Source organism: Cellulophaga sp. BC115SP, assembly GCF_009905545.1.
Taxonomy (GTDB): Bacteria; Bacteroidota; Bacteroidia; order Cytophagales; family Spirosomataceae; genus Flectobacillus; species Flectobacillus rivi.
The window spans coordinates 23778-44426 of record NZ_JAAALB010000007.1; the positions used below are offsets into that span (position 1 = coordinate 23778).

Consider the following 20649-nt stretch of genomic DNA (forward strand, 5'->3'; position numbering starts at 1 on the left):
ACTTCGTATTTGATATTTGTAGGCATGATTTCTATTCAACTTCAATCTAATAAAAAAATATATTTCGCTTCAGATTTTCACCTTGGTTACCCCACACCAGAAGAAAGCCTTGCTCGTGAGAAAAAAATAGTTCGCTGGCTTGATCAAATCAGTGCTAATGCACAAGTTATTTTTTTAGTGGGAGATATTTTTGACTTTTGGTTTGAATACAAAAATGCTATTCCCAAAGGATTCATTCGTTTGCAGGGGAAATTAGCTGAATTGTCAGATAAAGGTATCGAACTAATCCTTTTCACAGGTAATCATGATATTTGGATATTTGATTATTTTACGAAAGAAATGGGGATTAGGGTATACCGCGACCCACAGCAATATAGTATTCAAGCTTCTGGACAAACAAATCCTATGAAGCTTTATATCGCTCATGGCGATGGTTTAGGTCCTGGTGACAATGGATATAAGGTATTGAAACGTGTATTCGAAAATAAGGTTTGTCAATGGGCATTTAGTTGGTTACACCCTCATATAGGTATCTCTTTAGCTCACTGGTGGTCGGGTAGTCGCAAGGACCCCGAACGTATCAATAGAGAGTTGGTTTTTAAAGGAAAAGACGAGTGGTTGCTAAATCATGCGCTTGAAGTGGAACAAACCCAACATTTTGACTACTATATTTTTGGACATCGCCACTTACTGCTTGATTTAGCGGTTGGCGAAACGGGTGCCAAATATATCAACCTTGGTGAATGGTGTTATGATTCTGCCGAAACGAGCTATCATTATGCTGTTTGGAACGGAACAAATATGCAAATAGAGTCGGCACTAGAGGTATAACTTAAATAAAATTTTCCCCAAGCGTTGACATTTTTGTCTGGCTTGGGGAAAATTTTTATATAGACTAAGCTAACATATTTCAATAGAATATATTGAAAATGGAAATCATAAAAATAATTACAAAAGTCTCTACCCAATAGTAAGTAAATAATTACCTATTTTACCTTTGTTTTAAAGCAATTAGACAGATAAGAATACCTCTTGTCTAATTTGTTATTTTACAATTTTCTATAATATCTACAATTTATCCCACCCGAGTTTATCTATGAAAAACGTTCTGAAAAATGTATTGCTGTGTTCTATTGGCAGTTTACCGCTGGTAAGCTTTGGCCAAAAAAAAGAACAAGAAACCAATCATCTACGACCAGTTATCCATTTTACCCCTCAAAAAAATTGGATGAATGACCCTAATGGATTACTATTTTATAAAGGGCAATATCATCTTTATTTCCAGCACAATCCTTTTGGAAACCAATGGGGACACATGAGTTGGGGGCATGCCACAAGCTCTGATTTGTTGCATTGGACCGAACATCCTGTGGCTATTCCAGAAGATACAACCATGATATTTTCGGGTAGTCTTGTACATGATGAGCGCAACACCTCTGGATTTGCAACTTCTCCTGAAGGTAGTCTAGTAGCGATTTATACAGCTCATATTGATGGAAAGAAACAATCACAGTACATCGCATACTCCAATGATGGTGGAATGTCTTTTACTAAATATGCCAAGAATCCAGTAGTTGATTTAGGGAAGAAGGACTTTCGCGACCCCAATGTATTTTGGCATGCTGGTTCTTCACAATGGGTTATGACGGTGGTTTTACCACTCGAATACAAAGTGTTATTTTATGGTTCGAAAAATCTTAAAGATTGGTCATTATTAAGCGAATTTACTAATCAAGGGGATACACGTAAGCCTTGGGAATGTCCTTCGCTTATAGAATTGCCCGTAGAAGGCTCAAATACCTCTAAATGGGTTCTTATGCTATCTTCAAATGGTTCGACGGAAGGATACACAGGAATGCAATATTTTGTAGGAGATTTTGATGGGAAGACTTTCACCAACCTCAATGCTCCCCAACAGGCTATGCATGTTGACTACGGGAAAGATGTGTATGCAGGTATTCCCTACAACGGATTACCCAAAGAACAAGCAACTTTGGTAGCATGGATGACTAACCTAAATTATACAGGTGATAACCCCACCTTCCCTTGGCGAGGACAAATGACGATTCCTAGAAAGTTGTCTTTGAGAAATACCTCAGGTGGATTGAGACTGGTTCAAGCACCTGTGATTTCTTCGAAGTTTTTGGAGAAGCAGTATTCTTTCGAAAAAGAAAATTTCAAGATTAAAAATTCAATAGAATTGAGTGGAGGAACCTTATTTGCGGATAATGCTTATTTGATTGAGGCTGAAATAGAAGTAAAATCTGCTAGTAAAGTAGGTTTTAAAATTGCACAAGAAGTAGACTCTTTGGATAATAAAAAGAACAAGCTTGAAACAAAAGTATATTATGATGTTAAAAAGAAGAGCTTGGTTTTGGATAGACTTAAATCTTCGGTAAAACATCATCCTCAATTTCCGAGTGTTGAACAGGCCAATTATGAATTGAAAGATGGAGTGTTAAAATTGCAAATTTTAGTAGATAGAATGTCTGTCGAAGTATTTGCTAATGATGGGCTAACTACAATAACGGATTTAATTTTTCCATCCGAAAAAGGGAAAGTACTTTCGATTTTTACGGAAAGTGGTAAATCTTACGTAAGAAAATTAAAAATTTGGAACTTGAAAGGTGAATCAAAGTAAGTGAGAAATGAATGAAATCACTAGGAGCAAAGGTAAAAGGTCTTTGCTCTTTGATTTGTACAACAATAAAAAAGCCCTCAAACTTTCGTAAGAGGGCTTTTTTGTGGTCCCACTAGGATTCGAACCTAGGACCCCCTGCTTGTAAGGCAGGTGCTCTGAACCAGCTGAGCTATGAAACCTAAAATGAAAATAAAGTGGTGGTCCCACTAGGATTCGAACCTAGGACCCCCTGCTTGTAAGGCAGGTGCTCTGAACCAGCTGAGCTATGAAACCATTTTACTTTGTGTCGTTGTTGTTGCGTTTAACGTGGTGCAAAATTACGCTGTTGAAATGTATTATGCAAGTCCTTTTGCGAAAAAAAATCACATTTTTTTAAAAGTTTTTAGTAACGTTTTTGTTATCAGAGAGTTAAATGATGAAAAAATTTTACATTTTTTTCAAAAAAACTACTCGACTTTTCTGAAATTCGTAATTTTTAGAGAAAAATTGTATTTAATCCTCTTCTTTTACCTCTAAAAGGTAGAACGAAAAATAAAATATTTTCAAAAAAACGTCTGAAACCATTTAATAAACAAATTTTACCAATAAACCGATAAAAATAATGGCTTGTAAGCAAAACTTTCCTTCTATAGAAAAGAAGATTTTTTTAATTCACAAAACCTAATAGATTTGTAACAACAAGAACAGACAATCACTCCTTGTTTTGTTCGAGGAGAATTTTAAATAATAATTTCTTAAACCAACTTTTTAAAAATGATACAACAACTATTAAGTCCAGATGCTATCATCAGTTTAATTACACTTACATTTCTTGAAATTGTACTCGGTATCGACAACATTATCTTTATTTCGATTGCTGCAAACAAATTAGCGGTAAAAGATCAGCCCAAAGCTCGTAATATCGGTTTGTTATTAGCCATGATTTTCCGTGTAGTATTGCTATTTGGTTTGTCGATTATCATTTCTTTACAAGAACCTTTTGTTCACATCGATTGGGGTTGGTTTAAAGCAGGTATTTCTGGACAAAGTTTGATTTTATTTGTAGGTGGTTTGTTTTTGCTTTACAAAGCTACTTCTGAGATTCACCACAAATTAGAAGGAGACCCTAACGAAGACCACGTAGATCGTCCAAAAGGAAGTGCTGCTGATAAGTTGACAGCCGTAGTTTTACAAATCGCCCTGATTAATATCGTGTTCTCTATCGACTCGATTTTGACAGCCATAGGTTTGACGCATAACTTACCAGTAATGATTTTATCGGTTGTATTGTCAATTTTGATTATGATGGGCTTCTCTGGTCCTGTAGGCAAATTTGTTAATGACCACCCATCAATTCAAATGCTAGGGTTAGCCTTTTTGATTATGATTGGCTTTATGTTGATTGCAGAAAGTGCTCATGGCTCTCACGTGTCAATCTTTGCTTCGGAAATTGGTACAGTACCGAAAGGATATTTATATTTTGCAATTGCCTTCTCATTGTTAGTAGAATTCTTGAATATGAAGACTCAAAAAGCAAAACCTGTACAGTTGCATGATTACAAAGTGCAAGCTAAAAAAGAAGGTTTGTTGGAAGATGAAGATGAGAAATAAGTCGAAAATAAGGTAGATTGGTCAATTAAGACTTGAAACTTTTCAACGAAGCTGTTTAAGCAAAAGAAAGAATGCTTGAGTTAAAGTCAACAATATGACTTGTTCTTGACCAATAATTTCCCTTAGCAGGTGGATTTATTCACCTGCTAGGTGAACATTTAAACAGCTTCAATCTCAACAAAAAAGCGAATAGAATACTCTATTCGCTTTTTTGTTGTATAAATACCCAAAGATGGTTCCTAAAAAACAAAAGCCAGCGCTTTTGGGAAGGCTGACTTTTGACAATTGTTATTGGATAATATTATTTTACTTTTTGAGCTGTCTGAAGGATTTCTTTAGCTCCTCCTTGTGGCACACCAAGTAATGTTTTCTTTACTTTTCCATTGCTATCCATGAAGAATAATGTTGGATAACCTTCTACTGGATACATTTGCGCAACAGCTTCACCTTCTGCACTTTCATAGTCAACAGCTACACTGATAAATTTGCTATTCATAAAGTCTCCAAGAGCTTTATCTGTAAAAACTTTTGTTTTCAAATATTTACAAGGACCACACCAAGTAGTGTAACAGTCAACAAGTACTAATTTCTTTTCTTGTTTTGCTTTAGCTAAAGCCTGTTTAAAAGTACCGCTGAAAAATTGAATACCAGTAGTTCCTTCAGACTTTGATTTAGAAGTAGGGTTATTTTCGGCAAAAGAGTGGATTGTAAATAAAGTAAGTACAATCGCGAAAAATCTTGATTTGAGCATCGTAATGAAATTTAAAGCGTTTGTTAATTTAACGTGAAAATCGACCTTTTTAGTTTCTGATGCAAGAATTTTATCTCAAGTACCTAAAAAAAGCTACAAACGAACCTTATTTGAATATTCTTGACAAAAATTTGTACAAAACACGGGGTTGCCAAACTTCCGAGCACTGAAATTGTTTATCTTGTAGACTTATTACTGACCGATAAACTTAGTCAAAATGAACTTAAATTTGGTCACTTGCTATTCTGTTTTATTAAAAATCAACAAACTTACGATGCTTCTGAAATTTGATTTAAATGGTAAAAGCCAGAGCGTGGACGTTCCAGAGGATATGCCATTGCTTTGGGTACTTCGAGATACACTGCAACTAAAAGGAACCAAGTTTGGGTGCGGAAAAGGCTTGTGTGGGGCTTGCACCGTTCACCTTGATGGCAATGCTATTCGCTCGTGCTCAATACCAGTTTCACAAGTTCAAAATAAAAAAGTGGTAACGATCGAAGGGCTTGGACAAGGGCAATTACACGCTGTACAACAAGCATGGATAGAAGAAGGTGTGCCCCAATGTGGCTATTGCCAACCTGGATTTATGATGGCTACGGCAGATTTACTACAAAGAATTCCTAATCCAACAGATGCCGATATTGACGATAATATCACTAACATCTGTCGTTGCGGTACATATTATCGAATGCGAAAGGCTATTCATAAAGCTGCTCAATTAAATCAAAAAGCCTAAAGACCATGTGGAAAGCAACGAGAAGAAATTTTTTGATAAAAACTGGAGCTGGTCTAGGACTAGCTTTAGGTTTGGGTTGGGTAGGAAAAAAAGCAATTAGAGGTTTTTTTGTCGAACAAGCAGATAAGGGTGCTTTAGTACAATTCAGTACCGATACCGAGCCACAATATTGGTTTGAAGTACAGAAAGATAATACCGTTTTATTCCATTCTCCTAAAATTGAGATGGGGCAGGGGGTGTTTTCGGCTTTGGCACAGATTGTAGCAGAAGAATTGGAGATTTCGGTAAACCAAATTAAGGTAGTGCATAGCGCAACTTCACATGGACCTATAGACCCCAATACTACAGGAGGGAGTGATTCTATTTCGAGTACCTTTTCTCAATTGTCGATGCTCGCCGCTTTGATGCGTGAAATGTTGCGAGAACGTGCAGTTGCTTTATTAGAAATTCCACTTTCTGGTCTTAGTGCTCAGAATGGTCATGTAATTGGTCAAGGTAAAAAGTTGTCTTATGCACAAATTGTTGCACAAACTTCAGAATGGTCTTTGCCAGCTACAGAGCCAACACTGAAAAAGCCTGAAAAGTATCAGGTAATAGGCAAACCATTACCAAGAGTAGATTTGGAAGCAAAGGTAAAAGCTGAGCCTATTTTTGGGATAGATGCCACTTTTCCTGATATGGCATACGCTGTTGTGGTACGCTCACCCTATTTCGGCGCCGTTAGAGGCATTGTAAATGCTCAAGAAGCCTCAAAATCTTTAGGAGTAATAAAAGTGGTCGAGCAACCTGACTTTGTGGCTGTGGTGGCAAAAAGTAGATATGAAGCATTGATGGCAAAAGAGAAACTCCAGATAGAGTGGACTAGTCCTACGCCCTTGCTTCAACAAAAAGAAGTAAATGAGATTGTCCAAATCGGTAAAGGAGACCTTACTGTAGTACAGGAAAATGGCGATTTGACGTGTCTTGAGGAAGGTGAAGATAATATAAAGTTAGAGTTTCATACGCCTTTGGGCACGCATGCCCAAATGGAGCCTAACGGTGTAGCAGCGTATTACAAAGATGGAAAGGTAGTGGTCAAAATGAGCACTCAGTCTGTCAAAAATACCAGAAATGAAATTGCAGAAGCTACAGGTATTCGAGCAGAAGATATCGATATTCACCCAACCTTTATGGGAGGTGGTTTTGGACGTAGGCTTTATACTCCACATGCTTATGAAGCTGTAGTTTTGTCACAAGAAATAGGTTTGTCAGTTCATGTATTGTTCGAAAGAGAGCAAGAGTTTCAGAATGGGTATTTACGACCACCAACTCATCATAAACTGAGTGCTAAGCTGAATAATGGTAAAATTGAAGCCATTGAACACCAAATTGCAAGTGGAGATGTGGCATTTGGTTCGAGTTTAGTGCCAAGCTTTGCACCTACCGTTTTGGGTGCCGATTTTGGTGCTTGGCGAGGAGGTTTGTTTCACTACGAAAATATTCAGAATAACAGTGTAAAATATTGGCGTTGCCAATTGCCCTTTTTTACAAGTTGGTGGCGTGGATTGGGGCTAATGGCAAATTCTTTTGCTATTGAATCTTTTATTGATGAATTAGCCAAAAAAGCAAAGCAAGATCCTATTAGTTTCAGAATTGCACATATCAAGCAAGATGAACGTGGTAAACGACTCATTGGTGTTTTAAAAGAAGTACAAAAAATCAGTGGCTTTGGTCAAAAAGTACTTTCTGAAGGTCATGCGATGGGTGTCGCCTGTGCAACGGATGTGAATACTCCTGTGGCGCAAGTTGCTGAAGTTAAAATTGAAAACGGAGCAATTAAAGTCCTTAAAGTGTATTGTGCTATAGACCCAGGCTTAGTAATCAATCCTGATGGGGTAAAAGCCCAGTGTGAAGGAGCTATTTCGATGGGATTGAGCGCAAGCATGTTTGAAGAACTGAATATCGAAGATGGCAAAGTGATGCCCAACCAATACTTGCAGTATCAAATGGCTCAAATACGAGATATTCCAGATATTGAAGTTTCAATACTTTCATCAGGTGATACACCTCGTGGGGTAGGAGAGCCCCCTATGGGACCTATAGCACCAGCAATTGCCAATGCAGTTGCTAGTTTAACAAGTACCCGTATGACCAAGATTCCATTTAAGCAATATCAGTTTAGCTAGGTGTGTAATATTGAGAGAATGAATGAGTGAATGTTTTTAATATGAGCGGCGCAATGCTTGCTTCTAAAGAGTTATCACTCGAAATATAGTATCAAAAAAGGCGTTCGAAACTAGTTTTCGAACGCCTTTAAGTGACAGTCAATATATGTCCTTTATTATTGAATAATGCTACTATGCAATAGGTAAAGTGATTGAGATTCAATTAAAAATAATCACTCAATCACAATTCACTAAATAACTATGCGTAGCTATTCAACATTACTGGCATAACTAACATCAAGATATTTTCATTTTCCTTTGTTTCGGCAGGGATAATAAGACCTGCACGATTAGGAGCTGACATTTCAATAGAAATCATGTTTGAACTCAAGTTGTTCAACATTTCGATTAAGAATTTTGCATTGAAACCGATTTCCATTGGTTCTCCTTCATAATCGCACATCAACTTTTCGTTTGCTTCATTTGAGTAATCCAAATCTTCAGCCGAAATCACTAAGTCATTATGACCTAATTTCAAACGAATTTGATGTGTAGTTTTATTTGAGTAAATAGAAATACGTTTCAAAGAACCCAACAATTCTTGACGGTTGATTGTCAATACATTTGGATTATTTTGAGGAATTGCATTTTCGTAATCAGGGAAACGCTCGTCGATTAAACGACAAATCATTTTGATATTATTGAAGCTGAAAAATGCGTTCGATGAACTAAAGTCAGCTGTTACCACGGTGTCATCAGAAGGCAATGATGATTTCAATAAGTTCAAGGCCTTGCGAGGAATAATCATGCTTGACTCTTGCTCTGACTGAATATCGCTACGACGGTAACGAATCAAACGGTGACCGTCTGTTGCTACAAAATTGGTGTATTGCGAATTTAATTGAACATATACCCCTGTCATAGCTGGACGCAAGTCGTCGCTAGAAACAGCAAAAATGGTATTGGCAATAGCCGAACCTAATATATCCGCTCCAATTTCTACAGATAAGCTTTTGCTTACTTGCGGAACCTTAGGGAAGTCAATAGGGTTTTCGCCAGAAAGTTTATAACGACCGTTTTCGGTAATAATTTCAGTTCCAAAAGTCTCAGTATCTACTTTGAAAGTGATTGGCTGGTCTGGTAAGCCTCTCAAGGTATCGAGTAACAAGCGTGCAGGAACAGCGATTGCACCAGTATCTTGAGATTCTACTTCTAGAGTAGTAATCATCACTGTTTGCAAATCTGAAGCTGTTACAGTTAGCTGACTGTGTTCGAGTTGGAATAAAAAGTTCTCTAAAATTGGTACAATTGGGTTGTTTGTGATAACGCCATTTACCGTAGAGAGTTGCTTTAATAGAACTGATGAAGATACGACGAATTTCATTAGTGCTGATTGATTTATTTGGAGTCTTTAGGTAAAAAACATTCAAAAGAATGTGTATTTACAAGCTCAAAAGACATGTTTAGTTATGCTACAAAAGTACGAATAAGCCTTGAAATAAACTTGGATTAGGCAAATTTTCTCTTACGTGAATAGTTAAGGAGAAGCCCAACCAAAATCAAGATGATCATTGGAACAACCAAGTTAACGACTTGCCAATACTGGCGTTCATTTTGAAGAGCTGACTTGTCGAGCGGACGAAGTGTAATTACCTTATTTCGAGCCGAAATAACACCGTTATCATCCAATAAATAGTCGAAGGTATTTAATACAAAATCTCTATTGGCAAAGGTATTTCCTGAAAAACGATCAAAACCTAAGGGAAGAGGAGCGTTGTTCTTTTGATCAAAATCATTTACAGGAATATCTCCATCGGAGCATACGACAATTTTGGTGGTAGCACTATTAGCTTTGAATGTGCTGGCACGTGGGTCACTTGGTAGAATACGATTTTTGTACAATGACTCAAATTTGCCTTCCAACAACATGCCAACGGTTTGTACACCTCCTTTGTATTGAGTCGCATCCAAATCTTTACTAGCAAAATTATAAGTTAAAATTGCTGGTGCACTCAATAACTGAGTGTACTGTGAAGTCATAAGTAGAGGTGTCTTGTTGATACCATCTGCACGAACTGTATCTAGGCTACCAACATACTTGGTATAAACGGCATCAAGATTTTTAACAATAGGCGATTTTCCAAAAGTATTAATCAATGGAAAGTATTGCCAAGGGACCAATTGAATATTTGATTTATCTCCAAAATTGCCAATATCCATCGGGATAGCCGCACACATCTGCGCATCTTTAATTAGATTGTGATTTAGGCGAACCCCATACTTGAAAAGTAAATCGTCGAGATTAAGATTATTAATAGTTGACAAATTACCTTCACGAGATGCTGAATCTACTTTTACTGCGTCTACGAAGAAAACAGCTTTGCCTCCTTTCATAATAAATTGGTCAATCTTGTATTTATCCTCTTCGTTAAAAGCTTGGTCTGGCTTCAAGATACATATTGCATCAAGTCCATCCAACGTTGGAGAATTGCGTAAGTCGACAGGATAGAGGGCATAGAATTTTTTTAATGCACCAATCATACTCAATTGATTGACCTCAGGTAAGGATGTGTAGTTAGTAAAGAAGCCAATTTTTTTCTTTTCCTGTAAAGTCAAGGCTTTAATAGCAGAAGCTAATTGATATTCAACTCCCTCATAAGACTGATTAAGAATCTCTTGCGGAGAAGACATTTTATTTCCTTTCAACAAAAGTGTTGCTATTTCTTTATCTTGATAAGTAATAATAGCACCTGGCAAAAGTAATGTTTGAGTGCGTTTTCCGTCTTCAGAGTTGACAACGTTGGTTGGAGGAATACCTTTTTGGGCAAGTTCCATAATTTTTTGGTTGCGCAATTTAGTATCCTTTATTTCAGCATTTAAGTCAATAAAACGATAGTTGATATGTGTACCTCCATAAATTTTGAATTCATCAAGCGTTTCTTTTACAGCACTTTCCAAACGTTTAAATCCCGCAGGAATATCATTGCCCGTGAGATACACTTTGATATTGATATCTCCTTCAAGATTTTCTAATAAATTTCTTGTGGCAGGGGCAATCGTGTATCGTCCCTCTTCAGTAAGGTCGAGACGAAAGAAATAATAGTTAGCTAGTATGTTGAGGCCAATAATAAAGCCTAATGCGAGTGCAAATTGAATGATTTTGTTTTTCATATTTTCCTTAACGATGCCAAGGCGATTTTCTTGCAAAGCTACTAATAAAACAAGAAAAGCACCTCAAAAGAGGTGCTTTTCAGAATATTTTCAAAAGAAAAAATCCTAATAGAATCTAGCTCTGTTGTCTACAACTTTAGCATTTTCTTTGATTGCCTCGTTGATATAGAAAGAAGCTCTTTGAGCAGCCATCATACGAGCAGAGTTTTTATACATAGTCAAGTCAGCGATTGCTGGTGCAGGAGTTGATTTAACCGCTTGAACGATAAATACACCTTGTTCACCTTTAAATGGCTTTGATTTTTGACCAACTTTCAAACCGAATGCTTTACCTAATGCAGTTGGATCAGCACCAGCACTTGACAATACGCCTTGTGCCAAAGTAATATCAGTAGCAGTTTCAACTAAAGCACCTGCACCATATTTTTGTGCCACTTGCTCCAAGCTTCCTGAAATACCACCCAATTTGTTGATAATTTGTTCTGCTTTCAATTCAGCTCTAACACGTGCTGTTAATTCGTCACGATAGTCAGCAACTTTTACTTCGTCTTTTGACGTTTTATTTGTCAAAATAGCAACGATATATTGGTTGTCATTTTGGAATACATCCGAAACCGTTCCAACTTTAGTATCATCATTAAATGCCCAACGAACGATGTCACGAGCATTAGTCAAGTTATTTACATTGCTAGAACCTTCCAACATTCTTTCAGCACGAAGCATCAAGATATTTTTATCTTTCTTCACAGCAGCATCAAATGCTTCAGCACTTGTATTTGCCGCAGCAAAGTTATCAGCCTTACGTAAAACTTCGTCCATTGTTGCTTGGCTAGGAGCGATAGTACGGTTGATAGCGGCCAATTTGTAACGAGTATTTGATTTTGGCTCAGTTACTTTTACAATATGGAAACCAAAGTCAGTTTCAATCAAACCTGGAATCAAACCTGCACCACTAAATCCAAACACAGCTTTTTCGAATGGTTTTACCATTGAACCGTTGTTTTTGAAGAAACCTAAGTCACCACCTTGTTGAGCAGTTCCATCCATACCATTCAAACGAGCAAGTGCTTCAAAGTTTGCACCACCTTTGATTTGCGCCATGATACCTTCTGCACGTTTACGAGCTGCTGCTTTTGACGAATCGCTTGTGTTTTCTGGACGAATCAAGATATGACTAGCACGTACTGTAAACAAAGAATCTTTCTGGATACCACCATATTTGTAGATAGAGTAAACATTGTTTTCTTTGAATGGACCGTAGATACCACCTGCAATCATTGAACCTAATTGTGTTTTTACTGCTGCTGGAACTTCTGCCAATGAAACCAAATATGGAGTCTTAACATCTGAGTTCATCATAGCAAATGCAGAGTCATTTTTAGCAACTGCTAAATCCTTCGCCAAACGCTTGATGTCGTTGTAGAAAGAAGCTGTATCTTGCTTTGATGGAATCACAGGGAACGTTACATATTGGATAGAACGAGTGTTTTCGCCCTTAAACAAGTCTTTGTGTTTTGCTAAGTATTCTTCCAATTGGCTGTCTGTTACTTTTATGGTAGAGTCAGCAATAGAATAAAAAGGAACATACAAATATTGAACATCAGCTTTAGCAGTTTGAGCTTGATAGTCTTTTTGAGCTTCGATATTAGTTGTGTATGTCGATAATCTCAATAAGCTTTCATACTTCGATCTCAAACGGTCTTGACTCAATGATTTCTCAAAGTTAGCCCATGCTTGTTGTTGTGCCGCTGGCATAGACTTCAAGTTTTTCAAAAACTGAATAACATAGTTTTTATCAAACTGACCAGTTTGTGGGTTTGTAAACTGTTGTCTAACTGAAGGGTGAATATTGTTACCTTGAACCATATCAACTAGTTCTTCTGGAGAAACAGAAAGTCCAAGTGCTTCATATTCTTTACCGTAAGCGAAATCCAAAAGATATTGGTTCCATACTTGCTCACGCATCATGGCTAATTCTTGCTCGCTTGGTCCACGACCTGTTTGAGCTGAATAAGCTTGAGATGCTTCTTCTACTTTTTTCTGAAAATCTGGAAATTTGATAGACTCTCCAGCGATTTCTCCCACCTCGTCGCTACTCCCACCGAAGAAGCGAGATTTGCCTTGGAAAATGTCGCTCCCTAATAGGAATAGAATTAAACTCACGGCAATGGCTGCCGCTGCAATTCCCGATTTTTCTCTGATTTTGGTAATTAATGCCATATTTAGTACTTTAAAACGTTATGCTTTAATGGGTGAAACGAGACTCGTAGGTTGGTAGTAAAAAGGGACAGTTGTTCTTCACCAATTACGAGATACAATATTCTGCACAAAAGAACCGCAAAATAATCATAATACTTTGTAATATCAAAATAGCTTTATGGCATCTTAAATAAGATAGATGAGTTTTTCTTTTTTTTGTTCAATTTTCCTATCCGAAGTAATAGAAAAATACCTAGCTTTACTTGAATAATACACAAAGCTTAATCGTTTGATTGTCAAAGTTTTGTTTAATAGATTGATTAAATATAAGACATCTAAGGTTTAATACTGATTTATGTCAGATTAACTAAAGAATAATAAAATAATTATGAATTAATTTTAGTTTATATTGTTACTTCCGAACTGTTTTTCAGTCTTTTATAATGAATCGTGTAGTCGCCATCTATGCGCAGGTATCATTATTTTATAGAACTTATTTATTAAACTCCTTAAGATAGTTAGTTGTAAAAGTTGGAATTTTCTCTCTGGCTATTTCTGACTTCGACTATCCCGCACCACATGTTGAGAGTAAAATATATACTTTTAGTTAAACACTTTGAAGGTCAAGCCTCCAAAGATGAAGAACAAGAAATAAAACTCTGGCGGAATGAAAATATAATTAATAATCTGACGTATCTACGACTCGAGCGCGTTTGGGAAGAAAGTTCGAAACGTGAATTACTTGTGAGTAAATCACAAAAAGAGGAGAAAATGTGGAAGAATATTATCGATAAGATTATTTCCGAAGAAGAGCCTGTTCAATCAGGAAGCAAGTAGCTTTACACTACTCACTTCCAGTATCTACATATATCTATTTTAGAACACTTTGAAGTGCTTCTAAAAATCTATCACACTCGGTTTGTCCCAAGGCTAAACTTGGTAATAAACGTAAAGTGTGTTTTCCTGCATAGCCACAGAATATGTGGTGTTTAAATAAAAGCGTATCCCTGATTTCATCTACAGGTTGCTCAAATTCAATACCAATCATGAGTCCTCTACCTCTAAGCTCTTTGATCCCTTGAATTTGCTGGAGATTACTCATTAAATAACCACCCATCTTTGACGCATTTTCAATCAAGTTTTCTTGCTTCATCACGTCCAAAACTGCAACTGCTGCTGCGCAAGCCAAATGGTTGCCACCGAAGGTTGTACCCAACATCCCAAATTTTGCTTGAAACTTTGGTGAAATCAACACACCACCGATGGGAAATCCATTGCCCATTCCTTTGGCTGTAGTGATTAAGTCTGGATGAACATCTGCATACTGATGAGAGAAAAATTTACCTGAACGACCATAACCACATTGAACAGAATCAAGAATCAATGCGGCACCAGTTTTATCGCAAATTGCTCGTGCGGCTTTCAAGAATGCTTCTGATGCTACCTGAATACCACCAACTCCTTGAATACCTTCAACGATAACGGCACAAGTTTCATCTGTTACACCTTGCTCTAAAGCTTCAATGTCGTTAAATGGCAAGAAAGTCACATGCTCAGAATAATTGACTGGTGCAACAATTGCCTTATTGTCGGTTACTGCCACAGCTCCAGCGGTACGTCCGTGAAATGCCTTGGTAAATGCTACTACTTTTTTACGACCATTGAAAAATGATGCCGTTTTTAAAGCATTCTCATTAGCTTCAGCACCTGAGTTACACAAGAATAAGGCATAATCTTCGTAACCTGATAGTTCACCTAATTTAGTTGCTAATTCTTCTTGAATAGGAATTTTTACTGAATTAGAGTAAAAACCAATATTATTCAATTGAGTTGTAAGCTTCTCAACATAGTACGGATGCGAGTGACCAATAGAAATCACGGCATGACCTCCGTACAAATCAAGATATTCTTGACCATTTTTATCCCATAAATAACTGCCTTTTGCTTTTACAGGCTCAATATCATATAGGGGATAAACATTGAATAGATTCATTTCTTTGTGAGTTTTGAGATAGTGAAAATGGCTCCCAAAAGCAAAGAAGAGGATAGACTAGGTCTACATTCTTACTTCTTCATTTTGCCGATAGTGAAGCCTAAAACAAAATAATCTTCTAAATACCAAATGCTTTGTTTAGCATAATCGCCGTCACGACCTGTTGTACGGATGTCGTTTAGACGAGAAAAACCTCCTTTGATGTCGTTGCGTAAGAAAACGTGTTTGGTAATATCAAACTGTAAACCTGCTTTTAAGGCAAATCCATAACCAGCAACATTCCAATAATTGTTTTTACCTACTGTAAATAAGCGAACATCACTTCGGGGAACAAATGCTCCTACGCTACCACCTACAATCCAATCAAGCCCTTGTACACCATTTTTTGCCTTCCAAAGTCTATCATAACGGTCTAGGTCAACGCTGGCAAAGTTGAAGCCATCAGTATGCTCAAAGGTTAAAAAGTCTTTTGAGTTAACTGTAATTGGCTTATGGTCAAAAGTCCCCACATAAGCAGGATTTACGGTAATAGCAGGGTTAGATACCTGTGCCGAGATGGTTCCTGTAATAGTACTCTGTTGGTCGTTGACCATCACATATTTCATGTGGTCCCAACCGATAGATACCGCCCAGTGGTCGCTAAAAAAATATCCCCCACGAATATTGAACTGTGGAATAGAAAAAAGCGCTGGGTCATAATATTCGCGCCCAAGTGGAGAAGGAGCATCCTTTGCTACTACATCATGTAACGTAAAGTTGTATCCTTGACCAATAAACGTAATATCAGATTTGGTATAAGTGGAGCGGTTGTATCCCCAATAAACAAATCCTTGTCCTTTGCGACTATACGGTTGTTTTTCTTGAGCGATGCTCAGTGTTGGTAAAATAAGCCCAAGTAATAGTACTAGCTTTTTCATTTTTGAGAGAGTGATTGTTTAAATTGTTGGTAAAGAGAATATGACTCAATCGTTGAAATTTTTGATGAGTAACCTCCAAATTCAAAATTAAGCATTCACTCGACTTGGAAAGATGATATAAATCAGTCTGAATAGAACCTACACCAGAATTTCTAAGTCAGAGCAAAGCACATTCTTAGAACCCAACACTTTTTAGCGCCAAACCAGTTCGTTCAGGTAACCCAAAAATTAGGTTCATATTTTGTACTGCCTGACCTGATGCTCCTTTTGTAAGATTGTCGATGATACTAGAAATTAATAAATTGCCATTGTGTAATTCTAAGTGAATCAGACATTTATTGGTATTTACTACTTGTTTTACATCTACTGCCGCATCGCTTACTGTGGTGAAAGAATGATTGGCATAGTAGTTTTTATACAATTCTTTCGCTTCAGCTAAAGTACCCTCAAACTTTGTATAAACGTTTGCCATGATACCTCTAGTAAAGTTGCCACGGTACGGAATAAAATTAATAGGCTGATCAAAATCAGCTTGAAGTTCATTGAGCGTCATGCCAATTTCAGTCAAGTGCTGATGGGTGAAAGCCTTATAAATAGAAATATTGTTGTTACGCCAAGAGAAATGGCTTGTTGCCGACAACGACTGTCCTGCACCTGTAGAGCCAGTTACTGCTGAGATATGAATAGCATCTTGAATTAATCCTGCTGAAGCTAATGGTAACAAGGCCAATTCGATAGAAGTCGCAAAGCAGCCAGGGTTCGCAATATGCTTGGCACCTTTAATTTTGTCTCTTTGTAATTCTGCCAAACCATAAACAAATCCTTCAGATTGGTCACGATAGTCTGTGCTTAGGTCGATAATGCTAATTTCCTTAAAGGCAGGATTAGCTTCCAAAAACTTTTTCGACTCACCGTGTCCTGAACAAAGAAATGCTACATCGATATTAGTATGCAATTCGTCCGTAAATACCAATTCGGTATCGCCTAACAAATCTGTGTGCGTAGCATAAACAGGTTTTCCAGCTTGAGACTTTGAGTTCACAAAGGTAATTTCTACTTCTGGGTGATTGATTAAAATTCTGAGTAACTCTCCACCTGTATATCCTGCACCACCGATAATTCCTACTTTAATCATGTTTTTTATATGATAAAAAAATGCGACAAATTTTCGTGTGTAGCCCAAGCTAAACACGAAAATTTGTCGCATGAAGTAAAACAAATATTCTTATTGCTGTTGGGCTAAGTCTGTAACTTTACGGTGAATCATTGTTTGATTCGACACAATTTTAGAGAATCCTCGGACATCATCACCTGTCCAAGCATTATTCATTTCACCATAAGAACCAAATACAGAAGACATTAAGTCATACTGTGATTCGATACCTACTACAAAGTAACGGTATGGTGCCAAATGAATTTCAACAACACCCGAAACGTTATCTTGGGTATCTGCCAAGAATGTTTCGAAGTTACGCATTACTGGCTCCAAGAATTGCCCTTCGTGTAGCATAGTGCCATACATTTCAGCAATATTTTGTTTCCAGTAAAGTTGTTGCTTCGTTAAGGTATGTTTTTCAAGCAAGTGATGAGCTTTGATAATCAACAATGGTGCTGCTGCTTCGAAACCTACACGACCTTTGATACCAATGATTGTATCTCCCACGTGAATATCACGACCAATACCATAAGGAGCAGCAATTTCATTAAGCTTAACTATGGCTTCAACTGGTGATAATGTTTCACCGTTAAGACCTACTAATTCACCTTTCTCGAAATGTAATTTTACAGTTTCTTCACCTGATTTGGTTACTTGTGTTGGCCAAGCTTCCTCTGGCAAATATCCATTTGAAGTAAGTGTTTCTTTCCCTCCAACTGATGTTCCCCACAATCCTTTATTGATTGAGTAAGCCGCTTTATGCCATTCTCTTACCACACCTTTTTCTTTAAGGTATTCGATTTCGGCTTCGCGCGACAGTTTAAGGTCACGAATAGGAGTGATGATTTCTACCTCTGGAGATAAAATTCTGAATACAACGTCAAAACGTACTTGGTCGTTGCCTGCGCCTGTACTTCCGTGAGCAATGGCTTTGGCACCAATTTGGTTAGCATACTCTGCCACGGCAGTAGCTTGGAAAACACGTTCGGCAGATACTGATAATGGATAAGTATTGTTTTTCAATACATTACCAAATACCATATAGCGAATACAATCATTGTAGTATTTTTCAACTACATCTAATGTTACGTGTGATACCACGCCCAATCCGTAGGCTTTTTCTTCAATGTCTTTCAATTCTTCTGCCGAAAAACCTCCTGTGTTTACCAAGGCAGAATGTACTTCATAACCACGGTCTTCTGAAAGATATTTCACGCAAAAAGAGGTATCAAGGCCTCCTGAAAATGCTAATAATACTTTTGGTTTACTCATTTTTTTATTTCGAAAGAATGGCTTAACAGTACCTTACTTTCTGGTTGTTTATATGATCAAGATACACTTCAATTAATGCTTGATTTTGGCTTTTTATTAGGCAATACCTCTTCTTAACTTACGTTCTTTGCTTCTTTCTGCCATTTTCAAGAACATTTTTTCTTTAATAGAAAGTAAACGTTCAAGTACTTTTACATCTTTCAAGAAATCCCAATTGCCACGTGCAGGCTCAGATTCACTTGTGACAAGGGTTTCAGCTTCACGTTGCTTAGCTTTTTTCTCCCATTCTGGGTCAAAAATCATCCCTGTACACAAGCAATGCTTACGGTCGGTACGAGAAAGTACATCATAGTTGACACATGACTGACAACCTTTCCAGAAGGCATCGTCAACAGGCAGTTCGCTGAAGGTGGTAGGCTCATAACCCAATTCTGAGTTAATTTTCATTACTGCCAACGAGGTAGTAATACCAATGATTTTGGCATCAGGATATTTGCTACGAGACAACTCAAATGCTTTGGCTTTTACAGCCTTAGCAACACCATATTTACGCCATTCGGGCTTTACAATCAAACCTGAGTTTGCTACGAATTTACCGTGCTCCCAAGTTTCGATATAGCAAAAGCCAACAAAAGCGCCGTTATCATCGATAGCGATGATAGCCTTTCCTTCGTTGATTTTATCACGTAAATATTGTGGAGAACGCTTAGCGATTCCTGTTCCGCGAGCTTTAGCGGATTCTTCCATTTCAAGGCAAATAGCCTCAGCCAGATGTAAGTGTTCAGCGGATGCGACCTGAACTTTATATTGATTCATTGAATGATAGCGATAGCGTTAACCTGCTACGGTTCAAGGAGTTAATTCGATAAAAACAGAAAATAAACTAGATAATGAGATAACCTGCCACATAGGCAAGCAAAGGAAGAGTTAGGGTCAAACCCTAAAAAAGAATGGTCGCCTGCGTGGTAACGCAGTAGGCTCAACGATGATATGTAAAAAAAGGTTTTTCACTATGGTATTGTAAGGTTGTGTGAAAATCGCTTGAAAGCTCAAGTGTTTTTTTACTAAATTTAGGACGACCTGTTATTTTTTTGTAAGTATTAAAACTAAAAATCGTGCAAAGTTTACCAAAACAAAATGTAAGATGCAAGATTTTTTTTTAATAGTTTGAAAATTTAATACTACACATCTCTATTGAGTACCATTTATTGGACTTATTGAATGTTTTTTGGGAGTATTTATACTTATAGCTACCCATTAATAGCTTAAAAGGTTTGAGTTTGGAAATATGCTAATAATTCCCTAAAATTGATTTGAGAGGCACTAATAAACTAGAGGCATTTGAGTGAAATTACTGGAGAATTTTAGAAAAAAAATCTATTCTGTCACTGAAAAACACTTTGATTTGCCAATTGATAAATATTAAAAATGGATGAATTAACAGCGGAAGATTTGATGTATGGATACATGAATGGCATATTCCCAATGGCCGATACCGACGGCTCTTTGTATTGGTATTCGCCAGACCCACGTGCCATTATTCCTATCGACACCTATAAACCCGCAAAGTCTTTACGACCAATTTTGAATAAGAATTTGTTTGAGATTCATATCAATCGAGATTTTGAAGCGGTGATGCGCCATTGTGCCCTACCACGTAATGGCGAGCCTGAAACATGGATTTCGGAAGAAATCATACAGGCATATTGTGATTTGCATCGAATGGGCATGGCTCATTCTGTGGAGGCTTATATAGGTGACAGACTTGTCGGCGGGCTTTATGGTGTAGCAATAGGAGGAGTGTATTTTGGTGAATCTATGTTTTATCTAGAACCTAATTCTTCGAAAGTGGCTTTTCACTATTTAATTGAAAATCTGCGAAAGCAACAATATGAGTTGCTCGATACACAGTTTATCAACGATAATGTGAAAAGATATGGCGCTATTGAAATTCCTAGAGCAGATTATTTATTGTTGCTACGAAAGGGAATCCAACAGCCTAGAAGTTTCGTCCCTGACACTCCTAGTATTTATTTTGACCCAAATCAGACAGAAGGATAATGAGTTGAGAGATATGAA

Annotated in this window: 16 protein-coding genes and 2 tRNA genes; 7 read left to right on the plus strand and 11 right to left on the minus strand. The window is 37.3% G+C overall.

Features of this window, described 5'->3' with window-relative positions; translation table 11 throughout:
- Positions 1 to 24 precede the first annotated feature (24 nt).
- Positions 25 to 831 carry a UDP-2,3-diacylglucosamine diphosphatase gene (locus GVN22_RS07555; protein WP_166550432.1) on the plus strand — a complete coding sequence of 269 codons (807 nt, stop codon included), beginning with the start codon at positions 25 to 27 and terminating at the stop codon, positions 829 to 831.
- 265 nt (positions 832 to 1096) lie between these two features.
- Positions 1097 to 2641: a glycoside hydrolase family 32 protein gene (locus tag GVN22_RS07560; protein ID WP_166550433.1), complete on the plus strand. Its 1545-nt coding sequence runs from the start codon at positions 1097 to 1099 to the stop codon at positions 2639 to 2641.
- A 104-nt stretch (positions 2642 to 2745) separates the two neighbouring features.
- On the opposite strand, the gene GVN22_RS07565 is transcribed toward GVN22_RS07560, so the two are convergent.
- Together GVN22_RS07565 and GVN22_RS07570 are read right to left on the minus strand one after the other, a co-directional pair.
- A tRNA-Val gene (locus tag GVN22_RS07565) sits at positions 2746 to 2820 on the minus strand.
- A gap of 16 nt (positions 2821 to 2836) precedes the next feature.
- A tRNA-Val gene (locus tag GVN22_RS07570) sits at positions 2837 to 2914 on the minus strand.
- 480 nt (positions 2915 to 3394) lie between these two features.
- Between GVN22_RS07570 and GVN22_RS07575 the strand changes: the two genes are divergently transcribed.
- On the plus strand, positions 3395 to 4231 hold the full coding sequence (locus tag GVN22_RS07575) for a TerC family protein (RefSeq protein ID WP_166550434.1): 837 nt from the start codon (positions 3395 to 3397) through the stop codon (positions 4229 to 4231).
- A gap of 301 nt (positions 4232 to 4532) precedes the next feature.
- Here the strand turns inward: GVN22_RS07575 and GVN22_RS07580 are convergent, their stop codons facing one another.
- The gene (locus tag GVN22_RS07580; RefSeq protein ID WP_095162007.1) at positions 4533 to 4982 is read right to left on the minus strand and encodes a thioredoxin family protein; all 450 of its coding nucleotides are present in this window, start codon (positions 4980 to 4982) and stop codon (positions 4533 to 4535) included.
- A gap of 274 nt (positions 4983 to 5256) precedes the next feature.
- Between GVN22_RS07580 and GVN22_RS07585 the strand changes: the two genes are divergently transcribed.
- Both GVN22_RS07585 and GVN22_RS07590 read left to right on the plus strand, forming a co-directional pair.
- Complete coding sequence (locus tag GVN22_RS07585; RefSeq protein WP_166550568.1) at positions 5257 to 5718, plus strand: (2Fe-2S)-binding protein; 462 nt, start codon at positions 5257 to 5259, stop codon at positions 5716 to 5718.
- A 5-nt stretch (positions 5719 to 5723) separates the two neighbouring features.
- Positions 5724 to 7883, plus strand: a complete 2160-nt coding sequence (locus GVN22_RS07590; protein WP_166550435.1) for a xanthine dehydrogenase family protein molybdopterin-binding subunit — start codon at positions 5724 to 5726, stop codon at positions 7881 to 7883.
- A 238-nt stretch (positions 7884 to 8121) separates the two neighbouring features.
- Here the strand turns inward: GVN22_RS07590 and dnaN are convergent, their stop codons facing one another.
- The 3 genes from dnaN to GVN22_RS07605 all read right to left on the minus strand — a co-directional run bounded on the left by dnaN (position 8122) and on the right by GVN22_RS07605 (position 13253).
- On the minus strand, positions 8122 to 9246 hold the full coding sequence (gene dnaN / locus GVN22_RS07595; protein WP_166550436.1) for a DNA polymerase III subunit beta: 1125 nt from the start codon (positions 9244 to 9246) through the stop codon (positions 8122 to 8124).
- Positions 9247 to 9371: 125 nt separating this feature from the next.
- A complete protein-coding gene (gene gldG / locus GVN22_RS07600; protein ID WP_166550437.1) occupies positions 9372 to 11033 on the minus strand; it encodes a gliding motility-associated ABC transporter substrate-binding protein GldG in 1662 nt (553 codons plus the stop codon).
- Between the two features lie 105 nt (positions 11034 to 11138).
- The gene (locus tag GVN22_RS07605; RefSeq protein WP_166550438.1) at positions 11139 to 13253 is read right to left on the minus strand and encodes a SurA N-terminal domain-containing protein; all 2115 of its coding nucleotides are present in this window, start codon (positions 13251 to 13253) and stop codon (positions 11139 to 11141) included.
- A 558-nt stretch (positions 13254 to 13811) separates the two neighbouring features.
- Between GVN22_RS07605 and GVN22_RS07610 the strand changes: the two genes are divergently transcribed.
- Complete coding sequence (locus GVN22_RS07610) at positions 13812 to 14069, plus strand: hypothetical protein (protein WP_166550439.1); 258 nt, start codon at positions 13812 to 13814, stop codon at positions 14067 to 14069.
- A gap of 34 nt (positions 14070 to 14103) precedes the next feature.
- Here the strand turns inward: GVN22_RS07610 and GVN22_RS07615 are convergent, their stop codons facing one another.
- The 5 genes from GVN22_RS07615 to GVN22_RS07635 form a co-directional block, all read right to left on the minus strand.
- Entirely contained in the window at positions 14104 to 15225 is a 1122-nt protein-coding gene (locus GVN22_RS07615) for an aspartate aminotransferase family protein (protein ID WP_166550440.1), read from the minus strand.
- Between the two features lie 71 nt (positions 15226 to 15296).
- Positions 15297 to 16142, minus strand: coding sequence for a hypothetical protein (locus tag GVN22_RS07620; RefSeq protein WP_166550441.1), 846 nt, complete (start codon positions 16140 to 16142; stop codon positions 15297 to 15299).
- 175 nt (positions 16143 to 16317) lie between these two features.
- The gene (gene argC / locus GVN22_RS07625) at positions 16318 to 17277 is read right to left on the minus strand and encodes an N-acetyl-gamma-glutamyl-phosphate reductase (RefSeq protein ID WP_166550442.1); all 960 of its coding nucleotides are present in this window, start codon (positions 17275 to 17277) and stop codon (positions 16318 to 16320) included.
- A 90-nt stretch (positions 17278 to 17367) separates the two neighbouring features.
- Complete coding sequence (gene argG / locus GVN22_RS07630) at positions 17368 to 18570, minus strand: argininosuccinate synthase (protein ID WP_166550443.1); 1203 nt, start codon at positions 18568 to 18570, stop codon at positions 17368 to 17370.
- Between the two features lie 96 nt (positions 18571 to 18666).
- Positions 18667 to 19386, minus strand: coding sequence for a GNAT family N-acetyltransferase (locus GVN22_RS07635; RefSeq protein ID WP_095161987.1), 720 nt, complete (start codon positions 19384 to 19386; stop codon positions 18667 to 18669).
- Positions 19387 to 19998: 612 nt separating this feature from the next.
- Here GVN22_RS07635 and aat point away from each other — a divergent pair.
- The gene (aat, locus tag GVN22_RS07640) at positions 19999 to 20631 is read left to right on the plus strand and encodes a leucyl/phenylalanyl-tRNA--protein transferase (protein ID WP_166550444.1); all 633 of its coding nucleotides are present in this window, start codon (positions 19999 to 20001) and stop codon (positions 20629 to 20631) included.
- Positions 20632 to 20649 lie beyond the last annotated feature (18 nt).